Origin of the sequence: Myroides sp. C1519, from assembly GCF_038039755.1 — a bacterium.
Taxonomy (GTDB): Bacteria; Bacteroidota; Bacteroidia; order Flavobacteriales; family Flavobacteriaceae; genus Flavobacterium; species Flavobacterium phaeum_A.
Window position 1 is genome coordinate 37,131 of record NZ_JBBPHM010000014.1, and the last position, 20,117, is coordinate 57,247.

Genomic DNA, 20,117 nt, shown 5'->3' on the forward strand with positions numbered 1-20,117 from the left:
TTCGTTCTTCTTTAAAATTAAAAACTATAGCTTAGACCAATACCTCCACTTGTAACAGCACTCTTATATGTTCCTCCAAAAGAAACATTTTGTCCGTCTTCCATATAGTAATCGTATGAACTATTTGTATCACTGAAATGAATATAAGAGAACACTAAATCTACACCAATTCCATTTTTGAATTTATACGTTAGACCACCTGTGTATGCTCTTGAGTCATTACGTGGTGTTTCAGGTGCAAAATACCCTTGTTGAACTGGACTTTGGTCAAAGTACCAACCAGCTCTCAAAGACAATTGTTCGTTTGCAGTATACTGAACACCAAATCTATAAGTATTAGAATCTTTATAATTACGTGCATTCACTGATTTTCCAACAGCAGGATTATCAACAAAATCAATCACTAAAGAGTCGTATAATTTCCAGAAAGTTCTGTTATAGTCAAAAGCAAAAAGCCATTTATTCCATTCATAAGAAGCTCCTACAGTTAACTCAGCAGGTAAAGGCATTTGTGCTTTGATTTTTCCATCTTTAAACAACGACTGTCCAAAAGCAGGAACATCGTGGAAGTTTGCTTTTCCATCATTTGCCTTCATAATAACTTTAGAACGGTAGTTAAGACCAAATCTCAAGTGATCATCAACATTAACCATATATCCTGCAGTCCATCCCCAAGCAGTTACACCTTTTGCCTCAACAGTAACATCCGTTCTGTTTCCTTGCTCATCAGTCATACTACGAGATACGTTTCTATTAAAAGTTACCCCACCATTTACAAAAATAGGTCCCCCTCCAAAACTGAAGTGTTTACTAACTTTTACAGCAATCGTTGGTTGAAAATAAATAGCCTTTAAATCAATATTATTTACCAAGTGAGAACCTTGCCAATCTTGATCCCAATCAACTGCACTTCCATAAGGTGAATACACAGCTAAACCAACAGTTAACCAATCTGTAGCCTTATAAGACCCATACGCATAAAAAGGTGTACCCGTATTTCTTGTCTTATTTTCCCAACCATAAGTTTTGTTTTGAAATTTTGTATCAGCTACTAAAACGCTTGCTCCTGCAGAAAAGTTAAATTTATCTTCCAAATAAACAGATGCCGCGGGGTTAAAAAACATTGTTTCTGCTCCACCTACTACTGCAACCCCGGTATGTCCCATCGCAAGTTGCTTATTGCCTTGCATTGCTACTCTATACCCTCCAGCAAATGCAGAATAAGACACTAAAGTAACAAGAGACAATGATAATAATTTTCTTATCATAATTGACTGTTATTTAAAATTCGTTTATTCCAAATATATATAGTAAATAGAGTTTTACAAATTTTTAAGTCTTATTTTAACAATTAAATTTCCTTCTTTTAATTTTTAATTAGTAAAACCACACAAATACAAAGAATACTAAAATAAGATTAACTAAATTTGAACAAAAAATATATTTTAACCAATAAATAAAATACTCCCCACAGCTACTTTATATTAAAAAATATTCATTTTATATATACTTTCCTCTCTGTTAAAGTTTTACAACCTACAAAAAACACTAAACAACGGGGATTCTACTTAAATAAGTCATTATTCCTCGAATTACACAAAACTGTCAAAAAAGAGCATCTTCGATTATTAAAATTACTTGTTCTATTTTTCTCGATGACAATAAAACACGTTATCTCCCATACTTGTCCGTACCATATTCGAAAGAAGTACCACACATATACCACATTCATTCGGTAAAAAGGTCGATTTTCGAATGAATGTGGTACTTATCTCGAACTTGTCTCGAACAAGGTATAACCAAACCCCTTACAGCCCCCGTATTTACAAGCACTCCAAGAATATCTAAAAAGTATTTGCAATGGTATTTAATAAGGCCTGTAAAAAACACAACCGCCCTATCTACATTTTAAAATAGATACCAATAAAAAAAGGTAAGCAGATTACTCTACTTACCTTTTATATCTCATTTAATAATCTCTAAAAAAGATTACTTATCTCTCTAAAAAATCTTTTACTATTTCGTAAAACATTTGTGGATTTTCTGCGTGTAACCAATGTCCTACATTTGGAATGGTTTGCACTTCAGAATTTGGAAAATGCTTTAAGATCATTTCTTCATCTGCTTCTTGAATATAATTAGAATTCCCTCCTCTTATAAACAATGTTGGATTCGAAAAATAAGCATCTTCTTCTAACGCCTCACCTACTACCTCTTCATTAGCTCTAAACGCATCTAAATTAAAACGAAATGCCAATTGCCCTGGTTCTTTCCAATACAAGCTCTTTGCTAAAAACAAGCGTGTACCATCTTCTTTAATTTCATTGCGCAATAAATCATCTACATCTCCACGAGATGGCTTCAACGTAAAATCTACCTTACTTAAAGCATCAATAATAATTTGGTGATGTGGAGGATATTGTCTTGGTGCAATATCAGCAACAATCAGTTTAGTAATACGATCAGGGTATCTATCCGCTAATTTCATTACTACTTTCCCTCCCATCGAGTGCCCTAAAGCAATTGCATTAGCTAAATTATGATGATCCATATAACGTATTACATCTTCCACCATTAAATCATAAGACCAATCCATTGAATGAAAACTGCGCCCGTGATTTCTCAAGTCTAACAAATGAACTTCATATCCTTGGTCAGCCATTTGTTTTCCAAATGTCTTCCAGTTGTCAGACATTCCAAAATAACCGTGAATTACAAGAAATGGAATCCCACCTTCTCCTTCAATTTTTGAATAAAGAATCTCTGCCATTACGATAATTTTCTGATATACATATTTACTACATTCTCAATTCCTAAGTAGATAGACTCTGCAATTAAAGCATGTCCAATAGACACTTCTAAAAGGTTTGGAATATTATTTTTAAAGAAAGCGATATTATCAAGACTCAAATCGTGTCCAGCATTAATACCTAATCCTAACTCAGTTGCTAATTCTGCAGCTTTCACATAAGGTTCGATTGCCTTTTCATTTCCTTTACCATACTGGTAAGCAAACTCCTCTGTGTAAAGCTCAATACGATCTGCACCTACTATTTTAGCACCTTCGATCATATCTAAAACTGGATCTACAAAGATTGATGTACGAATACCTTTTAATCGGCACTCATCAATTACTTCTTTTAAAAATTCTTTATGTTTAATTGTATCCCATCCAGCATTTGAAGTTAATGCATCAACTGCATCAGGAACAAGAGTAACTTGAGTTGGCTTACACTCGTAAACTAACTTCAAGAAATCATCCATTGGGTTACCTTCAATATTATATTCCGTATAAACAACGTCCACTAAATCTCTTGCATCTTGGTAACGAATATGTCTCTCATCCGGTCTTGGATGAACAGTCACACCTTGAGCACCAAATTTCTGAACGTCTTTTGCTACTTGTAATAAATTTGGAACGTCTCCTCCTCTTGAATTACGTAGAGTAGCAATTTTGTTGATATTAACAGATAGCTTAGTCATATTTTTAAATTTTAAACACAAAAATACAAACTATAATTAACGTCTATTGTTTTATTTTTGATTATTTTGCACTACTAAATTAGAGAGTGTATTATGTTGGCGTCAGAAAATTTACTTACCACAGATTTACCTATCTGCAAATTGAACACTTTAATCGAGGAAATACTTCCTCAATTAGAAGATTGTTCGTTTTCCCATTTTCCTATTGTTGACCAAAACAACAATTGGCTTGGTAATATTTTATTAGAAGATTTACAGAATGCTTCTCCTGATCAATCTGTAGAAGACATTATGTACGACATAGAAAAATTTTGCTTAGTAAATCACAATGACCTCAACCCTTTTGATTTCTTTGATTTGTTTCATAAAAATGATACAAATGTTATTCCTCTAATTGACGAAAATGGTTTTTTACTTGGCGTTTTTTCAAAGGAAACGCTTTTAAATGAATGGAGTAAAACCTTGTTTTTTGAAGAAAAAGGCACATCTTTTGTTGTAGCAAAACACCTACAACATTATAGCTTTACTGAAATCACTCAAATTGTTGAAAGCAATAATGCTAAGATTTTAGGAATTCTATTACTTGAAGCGAGTAATGATATGTTCCATATTCTAATAAAAACAAATGGCGTTAACACCCAAGTAATATTGGATGATTTACGCCGTTACAACTATGAAATACAGACAAATCTTTTAGATGATTCTCATTATAATGATTTAAAAGAAAGATCTGATTACTTAAATAAATATCTAAACATATAATATGAAGTTTGCGATTTATGGACAGACGTGTAAACCTATTGTACAAAATATTGTACGCAGGTTACTAAACCTATTTCAAAATTATGATAATACTGAAATTATCTTTGAAGAAGGATTTTACCGTCTATTGAAGGAACAAAATATTCTTGACAAAGAATATGAAACGTTTGGAAATTCAAATAACCTAACAAGTGATGTGAATTTTTTTATAGGGATTGGTGGAGATGGAACATTACTGAGAGCAGCTAATTTCATTAAAAACACAAATATTCCTGTTGTGGGAATTAACGCAGGGCGTCTTGGCTTCTTAGCCAATGTACAGCACGATAATTTAGAAGAACAAATTCCTTTGTTGTATAAAAATGAATTTAAAAAGTCTAAACGTTCTCTTTTAAGCTTACAATGTACACCTGAAGAAAATAATAAATTTGATTTACAATTTGCTTTAAACGAAGTTACTGTATCAAGAAAAAACACAACTTCGATGATTACAGTTGAAACTTATTTAGACGATGAGTTTTTAGCTACTTATTGGGCAGACGGACTTATAATTTCAACTCCTTCTGGATCTACAGGATATTCACTTAGCTGTGGTGGTCCAATTATCGAACCAGAAACAGGGTGTTTTGTACTTACTCCTTTAGCGCCACATAATCTAAATGTTAGGCCTTTAGTAATTAGAGATAATTTGACAATTAAATTACGCGTGAGTTCAAGGGAAAAACAATTCTTAGTTTCTTTAGACACTACAACAGAAGCAGTAGATAATGATACGGAAATTACAATATCAAAAGCACCGTTTACTATTGACCTTGTAGAATTCCCTAATCAAAGTTTTATTAAAACATTGAGAAACAAACTTCTTTGGGGAGAAGACAAAAGAAATTAATTATAATGCTTCGAACTATACTTTTTATTTAGTTTTAGCGTTTTAAAAATCAGAAAGCACCATATATGTGAATATCCTACGTAAAAAGTTACTCTTTTGAAATACGATATTACTATATTTGCAAATTATTTTAACAGAATGAACAAAATCCTAATATCTCTTTTAGTGTTATTTACGGCTACTATTGCTCAAGCACAAATCCACGAAGTTGGACTTGGAGTTGGTGGCTCTAATTATGTTGGAGATGTTGGGTCAACTAAATACATAGACCCTACAAATGTAGGTTTCAATGCTTTTTATCGTTGGAATAGAAGTCCCCGTCACTCTTACAAAGTAAGCATTTCGCAAAATAAAATATCAGGCAATGATGCCAAATCAGATATGCAAAGCCGAAAAGCAAGAGGATATAGTTTTACAAATACAATTCAACAAGTTGCGGTAGGTGTTGAATTCAATTTCTTTGAATTTGACTTACACGAAGAAAACTTTGGGTTAACTCCTTATTTATATATTGGAGTTGCTGGTATTCGCTATAATGACTTACACTATAGGACTTTTGAACCGATTGAGTCATATGATCCAACAGGAATTGATGATCTTGATAAATTGAATAAAAAATCTACTGATTTGGTTAGAGGTTCTAAAACAAATTCTGTTGCGATTCCTTTTGCTGGGGGTATTAAGCTTAGACTTACTTCACAATTGAATTTAAACGCAGAAGTAGCGGCGAACTATACATTTACAGATAACTTAGATGGTAGTCACCCTAAACAAGAAAATAGAAAATCCTACAGTTTTGGAAAAAATGGAAACGACTGGTTTTTCTACTCGAGCTTAACACTAAGCTACACTTTTGGTAAAAACCCTTGTTATTGTGCAGACTAAATGAATTTGAAAGAACAAATAGACGTAAACAACATCCCCCAACACATTGCTATAATTATGGATGGTAATGGTAGATGGGCTAAGAAAAAAGGATTCCTAAGAACTATAGGCCACGAAAATGGTGTAAAATCAGTACGTACTACAATTAGTGAATGTGCTGCTATGGGGATTAAAAACTTAACACTCTATGCTTTTTCTACTGAAAATTGGAATAGACCAAGATTTGAAGTACAGAAGTTAATGGAAATATTAGTTAAGTCTTTAAAGAAAGAATTACCTACTTTCACCAAGAATAACATCAAATTAAATGCTATCGGTGATCTAACACTTCTTCCTAAAAAAGTTCAAGAAACTTTACAAGAGGTAATCGATAGTACGAAAGACAATACCCATATGACTTTAACCTTAGCATTGAGCTATGGTTCAAGAGCCGAATTAATTAATGCTGTAAAAGAAATTTCTTTTAAAGTTAAAAATAACTTAATTTCGGAAGCTGATATTGACGAATCAGTTATTAATAATCATCTTTACACTAATGACCTACCTGATGTAGATCTATTAGTTAGAACAAGTGGAGAGCAGCGTATTAGCAATTTTTTGCTTTGGCAAATAGCTTATGCTGAACTTTATTTTACTGAAGTTCTTTGGCCAGATTTTACTGAAGAAGAACTTTACAAAGCCATTCTTACCTATCAAAATAGGGAAAGAAGATTTGGAAAAACGAGTGAACAAATTAAATAAAAACGAATCTAATGTTTCAAAAAGGTACATCTCTTTTTGCACTGTTTATCGCAGGTTTAATATATACTAGTGCTCAAGCACAGGATAGTATAAACATCCCTTCTTTTGAAGCTCCTAAGCACTATGTGTTAGGAGATATTGTAGTATCTGGAAAATTTAGCTTAAATCCTCAGACGATAGTTACTTTCACTGGTCTTAACAAAGGGCAGAAAATTGCAGTGCCAGGAGAAGAAATTTCTAATGCTTTAAAAAAGCTATGGAACGTTGGTTCTTTTACTGACATTAATATTTATGAGACATCTGTAAAGAACGATACTATAAACATTGAGTTAACGCTTAATGAATTACCTCGTTTAAACAGTGTTAAAATTAAAGGTTTCAAAAAATCTAAGTCAGAAGCGCTTATTAAAGAAGCTAAATTGACTAAAGGTAAAATTGTAAATGATAACTTCTTATCTACAACAAAATACTTCTTGTTAAACAAGTATAAGAAAGATGGTTTCTACAATACAAAAGTTACTTTAAATACTGTTGCTTCTGATTCTACTAATAGAAAAGTAGACTTATTAGTTGGTATTGATAGAGGTAAAAAAGTACGTATTTCGAAAATTACTTTTGATGGTAACCAACAGTTGACAGATAAGAAACTGAAAAAAGCAATGAAGGAAACAAAAGAACGTAGTCCTTTTAACCCATTGCGTATATTTAAAGCTTCTAAGTTTATCAAAAATAAATATGAAGAAGATTTAACTAAGATTGTTGATAAGTATAAAGAAAGTGGATACCGTGATGCTCGTATCATTGCTGATACGACAGACTATGATCCTAAAACAAATCGCGTAGCTATTAATATCGATGTTACTGAAGGAAATAAATACTACTTCGGTGATATTCGTTTTATTGGTAACACAGTTTATACAAATAGTCAGTTAAGAAATATCTTAGGTATTCAAAAAGGAGAAACGTATAACGGTATTCTTTTAGACAAGCGTATTCAAGACAATACAAGACCTGATGGTTTTGATATTACTAACCAATATCAAAACAATGGTTATTTATTCTCTCGTATTACGCCAGTTGAAGTAAAAACAGCTAACGATACAATTGACTTCGAAATTAGAATTGCTGAAGGACCAATTGCTAAATTTAATAATGTAACTGTATCAGGAAACGAGCATACACACGACCACGTAGTATATAGAGACTTAAGAACCAGACCTGGGGAAACTTGGAATAAGGCATTAGTTATGGAAACAATGCGTAAGCTTGGTTCTTTAAACATCTTTGATCCACAAGCAATTAACCCAGATATCCAAAATGCTGATCCATCTTCAGGTACTGTTGATGTTGAATGGCAAGTAGCTGAAAAAGGTTCAAGTCAAGTTGAGCTTCAAGGTGGTTACGGTGGAGGTGGTTTCATCGGTACGTTAGGTCTTTCGTTTAATAACTTCTCTTTGAGAAATATATTTAACAAAAAATCATACCAACCTTTCCCAATGGGAGACGGACAAACAATGGCTTTACGTTTACAAGGAAGTACGTATTTCCAAACGTATAGTTTAAGTTTCTCTGAGCCTTGGTTTGGTGGACGTAAACCAATCAACTTCTTTGGTACTGTTGCTTATAGTAAACAAAACCTATATGACTATGTAAATAGACGTACAGACAGAAGTAGAGGTTTTAATATTACAACGTTACAGTTTGGTATTGCTAAACAATTAAATGTACCTGATGATTATTTCGTATTATCTCATACATTGAGTTTTCAATATTATGATATGAACAATTACAACACAGGACTATTTACTTTTGGTGATGGTGCTTCTCGTAACTTGTCTTATCAAATTGAGTTAAGAAGAGATAACCGTGGTATGGACCCTATCTTCCCTACTTTTGGATCTTTCTTCAGTATTAGTGGTAAATTCACTGCACCGTATTCTTTATTCAACAATATTGACTACAAAAACTTAGGAAACCAAGAAGAGTACAAAAGACGTGCTTTAGCGAATTCTATTGATCCTGTAACAGGAACAACTATTCCTCAAGGAACGTACTTAAATGAACAAAACAGACCTGTTAACAATTGGGAAGACGCTGCTGCTGATGTAGCTAAAGTTGACCAAAAAAGATTTAACTGGTTAGAATATTATAAATTGAAATTTAAAGGAGACTGGTATACAACAGTTTTTGATAAGTTAGTTCTTAGAACAACTGCTGATTTTGGTTTTATGGGAGCATATAACAATGATCGTGGTGTTGTTCCGTTTGAAAGATTCTATTTAGGTGGAGATGGTATGGCAAACTTCTCTTTGGATGGACGTGAGGTTATCCAATTAAGAGGTTACCAAAACCAAACATTAACTCCATATAATGATAGAGGAGAACAAGTTGGAGGTACTATTTATAACAAATTCTCGTTAGAATTACGTTACCCAATTACATTAAAACCAAGTGCATCAGTATATGTATTATCATTTGCTGAAGCAGGAAATGCTTATGAATCATTCAAACAATACAGTCCTTTTGAACTTAAAAGATCTGCAGGGTTAGGTGTGAGAGTATTTATGCCTATGTTTGGTTTACTTGGTATTGACTTCGGATATGGATTTGATACAGTTCCTGGAACTACTCAAAAAAGTGGATGGCAAACGCACTTTATCCTTGGTCAATCGTTTTAATGTACTTGTTGCATAAAATTTGATTAAAATGAGAACGCTATTAGCCTTTATTTTTTGTATATTTAATATTACCTTTCTCCTTGCACAAGGAGGAAGTGCTCGTGTGGCTTATATTGATATGGAATACATATTAAGTCAGACACCTGAATATATAGAGGCAACAAGTCAATTAGACGAAAGAGCTGGTACTTGGAAAGCAGATATAGACAAGAAAAAAGCAGAAATTAAAAAGTTAAAAGATAATTTAGCTGCGGAAAGAATTCTACTAACTCGGGAATTAATTGAGGAAAAAGAGGAAGAAATCACCATTTTAGAAGATGAACTTTTTCAATACCAACAAAAAAGATTCGGTACCAGTGGAGATTTAATTACACAGAAAGTTATGCTCGCTAAACCTATTCAAGACCAAGTGTTTTCAGTGGTTGAAGATATAGCTGAGGCAAGAAAATTTGACTACGTTCTTGATAAAAATAGTGAAGCTACAATGGTCTTAGCTACAAAAAGGCACGATATTAGTGACCTTGTTCTAAGAAGAATGGCTACTTCTCGTAGAAAACAGGGTATGAGCAAAAAGCAAGTACAAGCTGTTGAAGAAGAAGAAGAAATTGAAGATGCAATGTCATTAAGACAAAGTCGTCGTGAAGAACAAAAACGTAGAAAAGAAGAAGCTGAACGCATAATGCGCATTGAAGAAAAGAAACGTCAAGAAGAACTTTCTACTAATGCTGCATATCAAAAACAACAAGAAGCTTTACGTTTAAGAGAAGAACAAATTAAAGCTCAGCAAGAAAAACAAGATAGACTTGCCAGAGAAAGACAAGAAAAAATAGACGCTCAGAAACAATTACAGCAAGAGAAAATTAAAGAAGCTGAGCAAAAAAGAGAACAGCAAGAAGAAAATAAACAGCAAGCAATCAAGGATCGTATAAAAGCCATTGAAGAACAAAAAGAAGAGGCAGACAGACGAAAAGCTGAAAGAGAGCGTTTATTAGCTGAAGAAAGAGAACGTAGAAGATTACAAGCTCTTGAACAAGACTCTAAAAAATCAACAATTGATGTTGAAAAATTAAAAGAAGAGCGTAGATTAGCTCAAGAGAAAAGAGAAGCTGAGCAAAAACGTAAAAAAGAAGAAGCTCTGAAACGCAGACAAGAATTAATTGACGAAAATCAACGCAAACAAGAAGAAAGACGTCAACGAATTCTGAAAGATCAAGAAGAACGTAAAGAACGAATTGAAAAACAAAAAGCGGAAGCTTTAAAACAAGCTGAAGAGGCTAAAAATAAGTAAATAACAAGAAATTTATAAAATCAAAAATCGAGACAATGAGAAAAATGAAATCTTTATTAATCGCAGCTGTTATGTTCTTAGGTGTAAGTTCAACTGCTGTTATGGCTCAAACGAAAGTAGCACACGTTGATGTAAGAGCATTAATGACTGAGTTACCAGCAATGAAAAATGCAGAAGCTGAATTAAAGAAAATTGGTGAGGGATATCAGAAGAATTTTGAAACTATGATGAGCGAATACCAAACTAAAATTCAAAAATACCAAGGAGAAGCTGCTACTGTAGGTGATGCTAAAAATGAAGAAAGAGCTAAAGAAATTGATGAATTACAACAAAGAATTCAACAATTCCAAACTACTGCTCAACAAGACCTTCAAAAGAAAGAGTTAGAATTAACTCAACCTATCTATGAAAAAGCTTTAGCTGCTATTCAAAAAGTTGGTCGTGCAAAAGGATTCCAATACATTATGGATTCTTCAATCGGACAAGGGGTTCTTTTAGCTGATGGTACAGATTTAATCACTGACGTTAAAAAAGAATTAGGAGTAAAATAATTCCTAAAAAAAAGAATAAAATATTTAAACCACTCTTTATCAAGAGTGGTTTTTTTATATTTGTATATGAATAAAAACAATCCTATAGGTTTATTTGACTCCGGCATTGGCGGAACCACTATTTGGCAAGAAGTAAGTCTTTTAATGCCAAATGAAGATACTATCTTTATTGGCGATCAACGTAATGCGCCTTATGGGATAAGACCAAAACAAGAAATCGTAGATCTTTCTTTTAAAAACATCGATTATTTATTATCACTTGATTGTAAAATTATCGTTGTTGCTTGTAATACAGCTACTACTAATGCTGTTAAAGAAATGAGAGAAAAATACCAAGTTCCTATTATTGGAATCGAACCTGCTATCAAGCCAGCTACAATTCTAACAAAGACATCTAAGATTGGTATTTTAGCTACCAAAGGAACCATTACAAGCGACTTTTATAGTGCAAAAGTAAAACAGTACCCTCATATTGAAATAATCGAGCAAATCGGCTATAATTTAGTCAACCTCATCGAGTCAGGAAAAATACATTCTGACGAAATGAAAGAACTATTAGCCTCTTATGTCAACCCAATGGTAGAGAAAGGAATTGACACCCTTGTTTTAGGATGTACACATTACCCCTATTTAAAGCCAATTATAGAAACTATAATACCAGAAGGAATACAAATTATTGACTCAGGTAAAGCTGTTGCTAAACAGACTAAAAAGGTACTAAGTGAGCTTGACTTACTTACTAATCGTACTACAAAAGGAACAAACTACTTTTTTACGAATCACGACTTGAATATCTTAAAAGAGTTTGCTCCATCTGATGGTATTATTGAACACAGAGAGTTTTAGTTTATACCCCCCATATCCCCAATTAGATATAAAGTTAATTGATTTTTTTTAATAGTTGACTTTGCATATGATCTCAATAAAAAAGGTCTATATAGTTTACTTCTTTATTCCTTGTACCAGCTTGAATACATAACATAATTATTAGCTATGCGTTCTACTTCTCCTCCAAAATCTGAAGCGTTGATATCTTTTACTTTCTTAGCAGGAACTCCTGCATAAATAGCACCTGATTCAACAACTGTGTTTTGTGTTACTACAGCACCCGCAGCAATAATTGTATTGCTATGTACCACACAATTATCCATCACTATTGCTCCCATACCAATTAATACATTGTCGTGAATAACACAGCCGTGTACTAATGCATTATGTCCTATCGAAACATTATTACCGATTATTGTAGGGTGCTTTTCGTATGTACAATGAACCACTGCTCCATCTTGTACATTTACTTTATCTCCTAAAACAATTGAATTTACATCTCCTCTAATGACAGCATTGAACCAAACACTGCAATTCTTGCCAAACTTTACATCTCCAACAATAGTAGCATTCTCTGCTACATAACAATCTTCCGGTATCTGAGGACTTTTACCTCTTACTTCTTTTATAATCATAATATAGTGCAATAAAAAATCCCGATAAATATCGGGATTTTTTTAATTAGTCTTTTACTCCTGGACAATTACATTCTAAACTCGTACGCTTTGGAAATAAATTAAACCCTACTGTAAACTGGTGGAAACCAGAATTACTAAAAGTTACATCTCCTGTTAGCTGTGAATAAGAATAAGAGAACATTACATTCTTATAATTTCCTCCTACTAATGGAGTAATATATTGTAATCTTTCTGTTTTTGTTTTACCATTTTCAATATGATCTGCACCATCAAGACTTGTTCTGTATGATACTCCAGCCCATATTCTACCAAAATCAAACTGTCTATAAACTTTCATATTTATATCCATTGTTTTCTCTTGTGTCTCTTCAGTATATTGGAACATAGCAGATGGTTCATATATCCAACCCGTACCATATTTAGTGTTTCCAAAGCTATACCCTGCTCCTACCAAATACTTACGTAAATTGTTACTTTCTGCATCAGAATACATCTTCTGTGTACTTGATACTGCATTTTTAACTGTCAACATAGAAAAGAAATTTCTATAGTGATAAGCAGCTCCAAAGTCTACTGAGAAATAAGAGTCCTTAGCTTCTATTCCTCCCCCTATAGTTGGATCAAAACTACCTCCAAACTCAGACTCATCTAAAGTTGTACGAGCAAAACCAGCACTCATACCAAAAGACAATTGATTCAAATCATAACGAGATTCACTAAACGAAATATGGTAAGCATAAGTTGCTTTAAAACCTGTTTGTTTATGATAACCGTTTTTATCGTTAAAGGCAATAATACCAACACCTGAATTATCACTTAAACGACTACTCGCAGCTAAAGTCATCAACTTAGGAGCATCGTCTACATCATTCCATTGTTGTCTCATTGTCATCCTAACTTGAGTACTATTTTTTATACCCGCCATTGCAGGGTGTAAAAGATAATAGTTATCAGCCAAATATTCTGAGTACACAGATAAGCCTTCTTGTGCAAAACCAAATTGCGACAATAACAATGCTACAGCTAAATAACGTTTTCTAAATATCTTCTTCATAACTTAATTATCTTTTTAAAGAGAAGTGTCCTTTGTAACTTACTTTACGTCCATCCAATTCTTTATTGGCTACAAAATCAGTAGTAAACTCTACTGTAAACCAATAGTCTGTTGAAGGTAATTGTTTTCCATTAAATGTACCATCCCATCCTTCTCCTTGTGGACTCATTTGTTTTATCAATTTACCATAACGGTCATAAATGTATATTCTCGCTTCTGGGTGTCCTTGTAATCCAGGAATATTCCAAGTGTCATTATATCCATCTCCATTTGGAGTAAAGAACTTCGGATAACCAAAAACAGAGAACGTAGTAAATGCAGAACATCCTGATGCTATATCACGTACCCAAGCAGTATGCTCTCCAATCGGAACATTGTAAAAATGACTTGACGGTTGGAATGCTCCTGTGTCAATTCTAAACTCGTACCCGCTTGTAGTACCACTTGCTAACCCTATAACAACAGCTGCTTGACCTTGTTCATTAACATCTAAAGAATTAATCATACCTGTAGAGTCTGTATTTTCAACAACTACAGACATAAAGTCTTCTACAGTCCAAACATTGTTTACATTACAAGAAACAATCGTTACTCCTTCTGCTGGCTTCTCATTTTCATTTGTTTCATCTTCTTTAGATAGACCAAAAGGTTCTTTTTTAAAGTCTACTAAAGCTCTATATGTACCTGCTTCGGTTACATTATATTCAAAAGGAGCTGTCTCAATAGTTTTAATACTCCTAAACCAATAAGAATTACTTGTAGCATCAAACTCTCTCTTCTGCCAAGTAACTTTAATATCACGATTTAAATGATCTTTATTAGTCACCCCTAAAGTAAGATCAGAAACTTCTCCATTATCCGAATTCTTACATAATTGTAATCTATTCTCTATTGGATAATATTCTACTTCTGGACTTGTACCTAATGTTGCATAAAAAGAACTTGCATTATTAGCTCCACAGCTGAAACCGTCTTTCATCACTACCTTAGCCCAAAGTAAATCAGAGCTTTCTCCCATCTTTATAGGGTACTTAGTTACTGTATCCTCTGGAATTCTATTTTCATCAGCTAAAGCATCCTCCTCACTTCTATAATAAGCTACGGTTACATTAGCACCTTCTGGATATAATGGCGGTTGTGGTTTTATTACAAAATTACCTAAAGAATAGTAGTCGTAAGCTCTAAGATTAACAAAGTAATCCTGTCCCTTATTATCTTTATCACTTTGACAAAATCTAAAATTCTGCTTATCAAATTTGTATGTTTTAATATCATCATACCCTAAAGAAGCATAGAAATACGCAGTATTGAAGTTTCCATCTTCTAAATTTGTCAAACGAGTCCAAATCTTACGAGCTTCATTCAAATTCACTGTAATCTCTACTCCAACAATCTTATTTGTATTAGCAATAGCATCTTCCTCTGAAAGAAAATACCCAATAGAATACTTCCCTTTAGGATCGAAGTTAGGCTTAGCCATTTCTTCATCTGTAGCAATCGTTCTACCATCGGCAATTACCTTAGTTTGTCCATCTATCGTTAAGCTATAAGAAGTAATATTACTATCGCAATAAGAAATATTATTAAGTACAGGAATAGTAGGTTTATCTATTACTTTAAACTTAACCTTCTGTTTAGTTGAAATTATTGGATCAGCAGATTTTGCTAATTTATATGAAATACGAGCAGTTACATCAGTACCATGGGCTCCTTCGACTGGTTTAGTGATATCCAATGCGTCTTTATTACTATCTGCATCAGCCTTTGTTCTGTGAAAAGTAATTGTATAATAATCCGGATTCTCACCCGCTGCTAATAAAGCTGGTATAGTTTCCTTTAAATCATAATTACCATATCTATTATCTTTATCACTTCTTGTCTCTACAGATTCTATAGTTGGATTAACACCACTAACTTTCAATGTCTCTACATACAATGTAAACTGACGTATAGCAGTTTCTCCGTCTAAAACAATCTTAGCTTCAATTACTTGATTCTTATCTGTAACAAATTTATTTACCTCATCATCAGTCAATGCAACCTTACTACCAAGTTTAAACAACTCAGTACTTGAGTTACCATAATAGAATTGATTTTTATCTTCTCTTAAAACAAAAGTAGCCTTACCATTTTCATCAGCAGATTTATATTGGTCAGCACGACCTGTAACTCTATCATTTAGTACAGTCCCTTCTTCACCTTTTACCTTAATTGAAAATGGAGAAACAACTATTTTTGTAGCATCAACTACAGATTGTACTCTTAAATATTTAGTTATTGGTGCTGATGCGGGATCAAATTTATCTACATAAAAAATCTCACTCTGCTTATTTATAGCACGATTAGCATCATCTAATGTATTGTGAAAGCTGTAAATATAACCTTCTGGAACAATAGCATTACCATTAGCATCTATTACTGCCCCTGTTGTTCTATCTTTAATTGCTTCTCCTAAGAACACTCTGAAATTTCCAGAGGCACTGTTTTTCGGAAGAGCTTGTTCAATATCGTGAGGCTTCCCAATTTTAACCTCAGGTTTTTGTTCATCTTGATCGTTATAAACCTCAGCTAATTCTGTCTTACCCAGATAATCAAAAGGGTTTGTACCTCTTACCACAGCTCCTACTGATAAGAAACTAAAAAGTACAAATAATAAAAGCCACTTTCTTTTGCCCATTTTACCGCTATATTAAATTGTTATTGCTTACTAATGTTAATTAAATGTTTAAAAATCTTATCTTCGTGACACTTAGAATTTTTCTTTGTTAATTTTGAAAAAACAAAAATAATATGTCAAAAATACAAATTCAAGATACGTCAAATCCAGCTATTATAAAATTTGTTTTACCAGATTTTATAACTAAAGGTGATAACTATGAGTTCAAAAACATTGACGAGACTGCAAACTCTCCTCTTGCGAAAGAACTTTTCTACCTTCCTTTTGTTAAAACGGTTTATATCTCAAATAATTTTATCGCCATCGAAAAATTTTCAATTGTTGAATGGGATGAAGTAAAAGAGACCGTTGCTGATCAGATTGAACTTTTCATCGCTAAAGGTAAGAAAATCCTAATAGATTCTAAAAAAGAAATAAAAAAGCAACCAATTACAATTTATGCTGAATCAACACCAAATCCAGCAGTATTAAAATTCGTTGCTAATAAATTATTAACAAAAAAAGGAGTAGAATTCAAAAATATTGATGAAGCAAGTTCATCTGCTCTTGCTAAAGAATTATTCAAACTATCTTTTGTTAAAGAAATCTTTATTGATGAGAACTATGTTTCTATTTCTAAATATGATGCTTACGACTGGAATGAGTTCGTAAACTCTACAAGATCTTTTATCAAAGAATTTTTAGAAAACGGAAACTTAGCAGTTGATGAGTCATTAATTACAGATACAAAAGCAATTGAAGAGCACGAAGAACAACACTTTGATTCTTTAGACGAGAAGTCTCAACGTATCATCAATATCTTAGAAGAGTATGTGAAACCTGCAGTACAAGCTGATGGTGGAAATATTGCTTTTCAAAACTATGACGAAGCTACAAATACAGTTCAAGTAATGTTACAAGGTGCTTGTAGTGGGTGTCCTTCTTCTACTTTCACATTGAAAAATGGAATTGAAAATATGCTTAGACAAATGTTACACGACAACGAAATCATTGTTGAAGCATACAACGGATAATAATCCTAAACTTTTTATATTAAATAGGCTGTCTAAATATAGACAGCCTATTTTTTTTACCTCTTGTAAACTGTAAAATATAGCAACCTTCTAAAAGGCATTCATTCCTACAAATTAAAACTCACGCACTCCTTTTCATTTAAAACAATACACCTCAACTTTAATCCCTGCTTTCAAGAATAGAGAATACACTTACATTAAGTATCAATCTCTTATTGAATAAAAAAAGAGGCTACCGTATCCGATAGCCTCCCTACTTTAACTAAATATAGATTAGTTCATTCTTATGAATGACTTCCTCTTAACATCAATCTCAAAATCTTTAAACAATTCTAATAAACCAATAGTAGATTTAATTAAATCATCTGTTTCAAATAATATTGAGAAATATAATTTACTATTCTTAGGACTCGTCTCCGTAGTTCTAATACGAATAATCTGTTTTTGAATCAATTTATCAACAGCAGATATTAACTCCTCTTTATCTTTCAAGATATCGTCGATTTCACTAAACTTCTCCTCAGAGAATAAAACAACAATCTTGTCAAATAGATCTTGTAACTTTTTATCAATCAGTTTTAAGTCTCTAATCTGATTGAATTTTAATTTCTTATGGTTATTATCAACGTGAGTAAAACTATGTTGTGCAATAAAACTAATTGCTTTAATCATATCTTGAAGATATCCTAAAGTCAACACGTAGAATTTACTTGCTCCAACTGATGTTTCATCTAAGTTCTTAATAAAGAAGTATACATTACCTCTTAAATCATCTACTTCTTTCTCCAACTTCTTCAATTGCTTCTTGCTCTTCTTAAGTTGGTTAAGATCTTGAAGTGCTACACCATCAACTACTGTTGTATATAACTCATTCGCACGAGTCAATACATTAGCAATTTGTGAAGAACTCTCTGATGCTACTCCTTGAATAGTTACAATATCAACCTTATCAAGTTTAGCTTCTTTTGCCTCTTTCTCTTTTGTCTTCTTAATATGGTTTTTATTACTTCTGTATAATAAAATACCTACTAAGATTAACATACCAACTACAGCATAAACTTCTCCTATTTTCAAAATATAGGCAGCAATAAAAGCAGCTACGAAAGCAACAATAGCAGTTACAAACCATCCACCAATTACATTAAACACACCTGCTACTCGATATACTGCAGAATCTCTATCCCAAGCTCTATCTGCAAATGATGTACCCATTGCAACCATAAATGTTACATAAGTAGTAGATAATGGCAACTTCATAGATGTACCAATTGAAATCAAAATACTCGCAACCATTAAGTTTACAGAAGCACGTACCATATCAAAAGCTGGCTCATCTTTAGATGACGATTTCTTGTCTTTTTTAGGAAGCTCAAAACGACTATCCATTTTCAATTGAAGTGACTTTGGTAAAAAATAGTTAATTCCCATTCCGATTAAAACTGTAGTTCTAACGATGAATTTAGATAAACTATTTGGCGCAAACTTCTCTTCTGTTGATCCTGTATCTTGACGAGCTAAACTCATCTCTGTTTCAATTACATTCTTAGCTTTTTTAGATGTCCACAAGGTATAAACCATGATTAATCCAGCTATTACTAAGAAGTAAAAAGGAGCAACTACATTTTCCTCTGCTAATTTCCCCATCATATAAGTGTCAGCTGACTGACCTGATAAGGCGAAGAATTGGTAAGATTGGAAAGCTGCAATAGGCACCCCGATAAAGTTTACTAAGTCATTTCCTGCAAACGCTAATGCTAAAGCAAAAGTTCCAATTACAATAATAACTCGTAATATATTTACTTTTAAGAAGCTCATTAATGCTTGTGAAAACAATGTCCAGAAAACAAAACTCACTAAAATGATTGTTAACTGATTGTTTGCAATCCACATATTAGTCTCTTTTGTCAAGAAACTTGCTCCTTTTAAACCTTTTATTAAAATAAAGAAAGTAATTGCAGTAATAGCAATCCCTCCGAATAAAGCACCAAAATATTTTAATTTCTTCTCAACTTGAAAAGTAAAAATCAAACGAGAAAAATACTGAACAACTGTACCAATTGAGAACGATAATAATACCGATAATAAAATACCTACTACAATTTCTGTGGCTTTAGCAGTGTTGATATACGCTGGTAATGTTGCCCAACTATCATCATTGGCTACAATTTTCATAATACTTAAACACACTGCAGCTCCTAATAATTCGAAAACAATAGAAACTGTTGTTGAAGTAGGTAAACCTAATGAGTTAAAAACGTCTAACAATAAAACGTCAGTAATCATTACGGCGAGGAAAATAATCATCACATCGTTAAAGGTGAACATACTCGGCACAAAGATACCACTCCGAGCAATTTCCATCATTCCACTTGAAAATAACGCCCCGACTAAAATACCTAACGAGGCCACAATCATAATTGTACGGAAAGTAACAGCTTTTGAACCAATTGCAGAATTTAAAAAGTTTACTGCATCATTACTAACCCCAACAGTTAAATCTATAATTGCTAAAAGCCCTAAAGCAATAAGCATTACTATAAAAATCTGTTCCATTTAAAATTTATTTAATTAAAGTATGAAACAAATTTGACTATAATTATCCACTCCGATGTTAACTTAATGTTACCATT

At 32.8% G+C, this 20,117-nt stretch carries 16 protein-coding genes; 9 read left to right on the forward strand and 7 right to left on the reverse strand.

The window, feature by feature from the left end; all coding sequences use genetic code 11:
- Positions 1 to 17: 17 nt before the first annotated feature.
- The 3 genes from AABL81_RS09215 to AABL81_RS09225 all read right to left on the reverse strand — a co-directional run bounded on the left by AABL81_RS09215 (position 18) and on the right by AABL81_RS09225 (position 3,483).
- A complete protein-coding gene (locus AABL81_RS09215; RefSeq protein ID WP_158210140.1) occupies positions 18 to 1,268 on the reverse strand; it encodes an OmpP1/FadL family transporter in 1,251 nt (416 codons plus the stop codon).
- Between the two features lie 725 nt (positions 1,269 to 1,993).
- Positions 1,994 to 2,770 carry an alpha/beta fold hydrolase gene (locus AABL81_RS09220; RefSeq protein ID WP_341340871.1) on the reverse strand — a complete coding sequence of 259 codons (777 nt, stop codon included), beginning with the start codon at positions 2,768 to 2,770 and terminating at the stop codon, positions 1,994 to 1,996.
- Entirely contained in the window at positions 2,770 to 3,483 is a 714-nt protein-coding gene (locus AABL81_RS09225) for a pyridoxine 5'-phosphate synthase (protein WP_158210138.1), read from the reverse strand. The genes AABL81_RS09220 and AABL81_RS09225 overlap by 1 nt, the downstream gene beginning before the upstream one ends.
- 93 nt (positions 3,484 to 3,576) lie before the next feature.
- Here AABL81_RS09225 and AABL81_RS09230 point away from each other — a divergent pair, with 93 nt between their 5' ends.
- The 8 genes from AABL81_RS09230 (at position 3,577) to murI (ending at position 12,123) form a co-directional block, all read left to right on the forward strand.
- Entirely contained in the window at positions 3,577 to 4,245 is a 669-nt protein-coding gene (locus AABL81_RS09230) for a CBS domain-containing protein (protein WP_158210137.1), read from the forward strand.
- A gap of 1 nt (position 4,246) precedes the next feature.
- Positions 4,247 to 5,134, forward strand: a complete 888-nt coding sequence (locus tag AABL81_RS09235) for an NAD kinase (protein ID WP_158210136.1) — start codon at positions 4,247 to 4,249, stop codon at positions 5,132 to 5,134.
- Between the two features lie 138 nt (positions 5,135 to 5,272).
- Complete coding sequence (gene porG / locus AABL81_RS09240; protein ID WP_158211341.1) at positions 5,273 to 6,019, forward strand: type IX secretion system protein PorG; 747 nt, start codon at positions 5,273 to 5,275, stop codon at positions 6,017 to 6,019.
- On the forward strand, positions 6,020 to 6,760 hold the full coding sequence (locus AABL81_RS09245; protein ID WP_158210135.1) for an isoprenyl transferase: 741 nt from the start codon (positions 6,020 to 6,022) through the stop codon (positions 6,758 to 6,760).
- An 11-nt stretch (positions 6,761 to 6,771) separates the two neighbouring features.
- Positions 6,772 to 9,438, forward strand: coding sequence for a BamA/OMP85 family outer membrane protein (locus AABL81_RS09250; RefSeq protein ID WP_158210134.1), 2,667 nt, complete (start codon positions 6,772 to 6,774; stop codon positions 9,436 to 9,438).
- Between the two features lie 28 nt (positions 9,439 to 9,466).
- A complete protein-coding gene (locus tag AABL81_RS09255) occupies positions 9,467 to 10,726 on the forward strand; it encodes an OmpH family outer membrane protein (protein ID WP_341340872.1) in 1,260 nt (419 codons plus the stop codon).
- Between the two features lie 35 nt (positions 10,727 to 10,761).
- Positions 10,762 to 11,277, forward strand: coding sequence for an OmpH family outer membrane protein (locus AABL81_RS09260; protein ID WP_158210132.1), 516 nt, complete (start codon positions 10,762 to 10,764; stop codon positions 11,275 to 11,277).
- 66 nt (positions 11,278 to 11,343) lie between these two features.
- Positions 11,344 to 12,123, forward strand: coding sequence for a glutamate racemase (gene murI, locus AABL81_RS09265; protein ID WP_341340873.1), 780 nt, complete (start codon positions 11,344 to 11,346; stop codon positions 12,121 to 12,123).
- Between the two features lie 104 nt (positions 12,124 to 12,227).
- On the opposite strand, the gene AABL81_RS09270 is transcribed toward murI, so the two are convergent.
- From AABL81_RS09270 to AABL81_RS09280, 3 genes are read right to left on the reverse strand one after another with little or no spacing between them, the layout of a single operon-like run.
- The gene (locus AABL81_RS09270) at positions 12,228 to 12,740 is read right to left on the reverse strand and encodes a gamma carbonic anhydrase family protein (protein ID WP_090405455.1); all 513 of its coding nucleotides are present in this window, start codon (positions 12,738 to 12,740) and stop codon (positions 12,228 to 12,230) included.
- Positions 12,741 to 12,786: 46 nt separating this feature from the next.
- On the reverse strand, positions 12,787 to 13,797 hold the full coding sequence (locus tag AABL81_RS09275; protein WP_341340874.1) for a PorP/SprF family type IX secretion system membrane protein: 1,011 nt from the start codon (positions 13,795 to 13,797) through the stop codon (positions 12,787 to 12,789).
- Between the two features lie 7 nt (positions 13,798 to 13,804).
- Positions 13,805 to 16,474 carry a T9SS type B sorting domain-containing protein gene (locus AABL81_RS09280; RefSeq protein WP_341340875.1) on the reverse strand — a complete coding sequence of 890 codons (2,670 nt, stop codon included), beginning with the start codon at positions 16,472 to 16,474 and terminating at the stop codon, positions 13,805 to 13,807.
- A 113-nt stretch (positions 16,475 to 16,587) separates the two neighbouring features.
- On the opposite strand from AABL81_RS09280, the gene AABL81_RS09285 reads away from it, so the two are divergent.
- Positions 16,588 to 17,487 (forward strand): NifU family protein, encoded by a 900-nt coding sequence (locus AABL81_RS09285; protein ID WP_158210128.1) that lies wholly within the window; start codon positions 16,588 to 16,590, stop codon positions 17,485 to 17,487.
- 273 nt (positions 17,488 to 17,760) lie between these two features.
- Here the strand turns inward: AABL81_RS09285 and AABL81_RS09290 are convergent, their stop codons facing one another.
- Positions 17,761 to 20,040 (reverse strand): inorganic phosphate transporter, encoded by a 2,280-nt coding sequence (locus AABL81_RS09290; protein WP_158210127.1) that lies wholly within the window; start codon positions 20,038 to 20,040, stop codon positions 17,761 to 17,763.
- Positions 20,041 to 20,117: the final 77 nt, after the last annotated feature.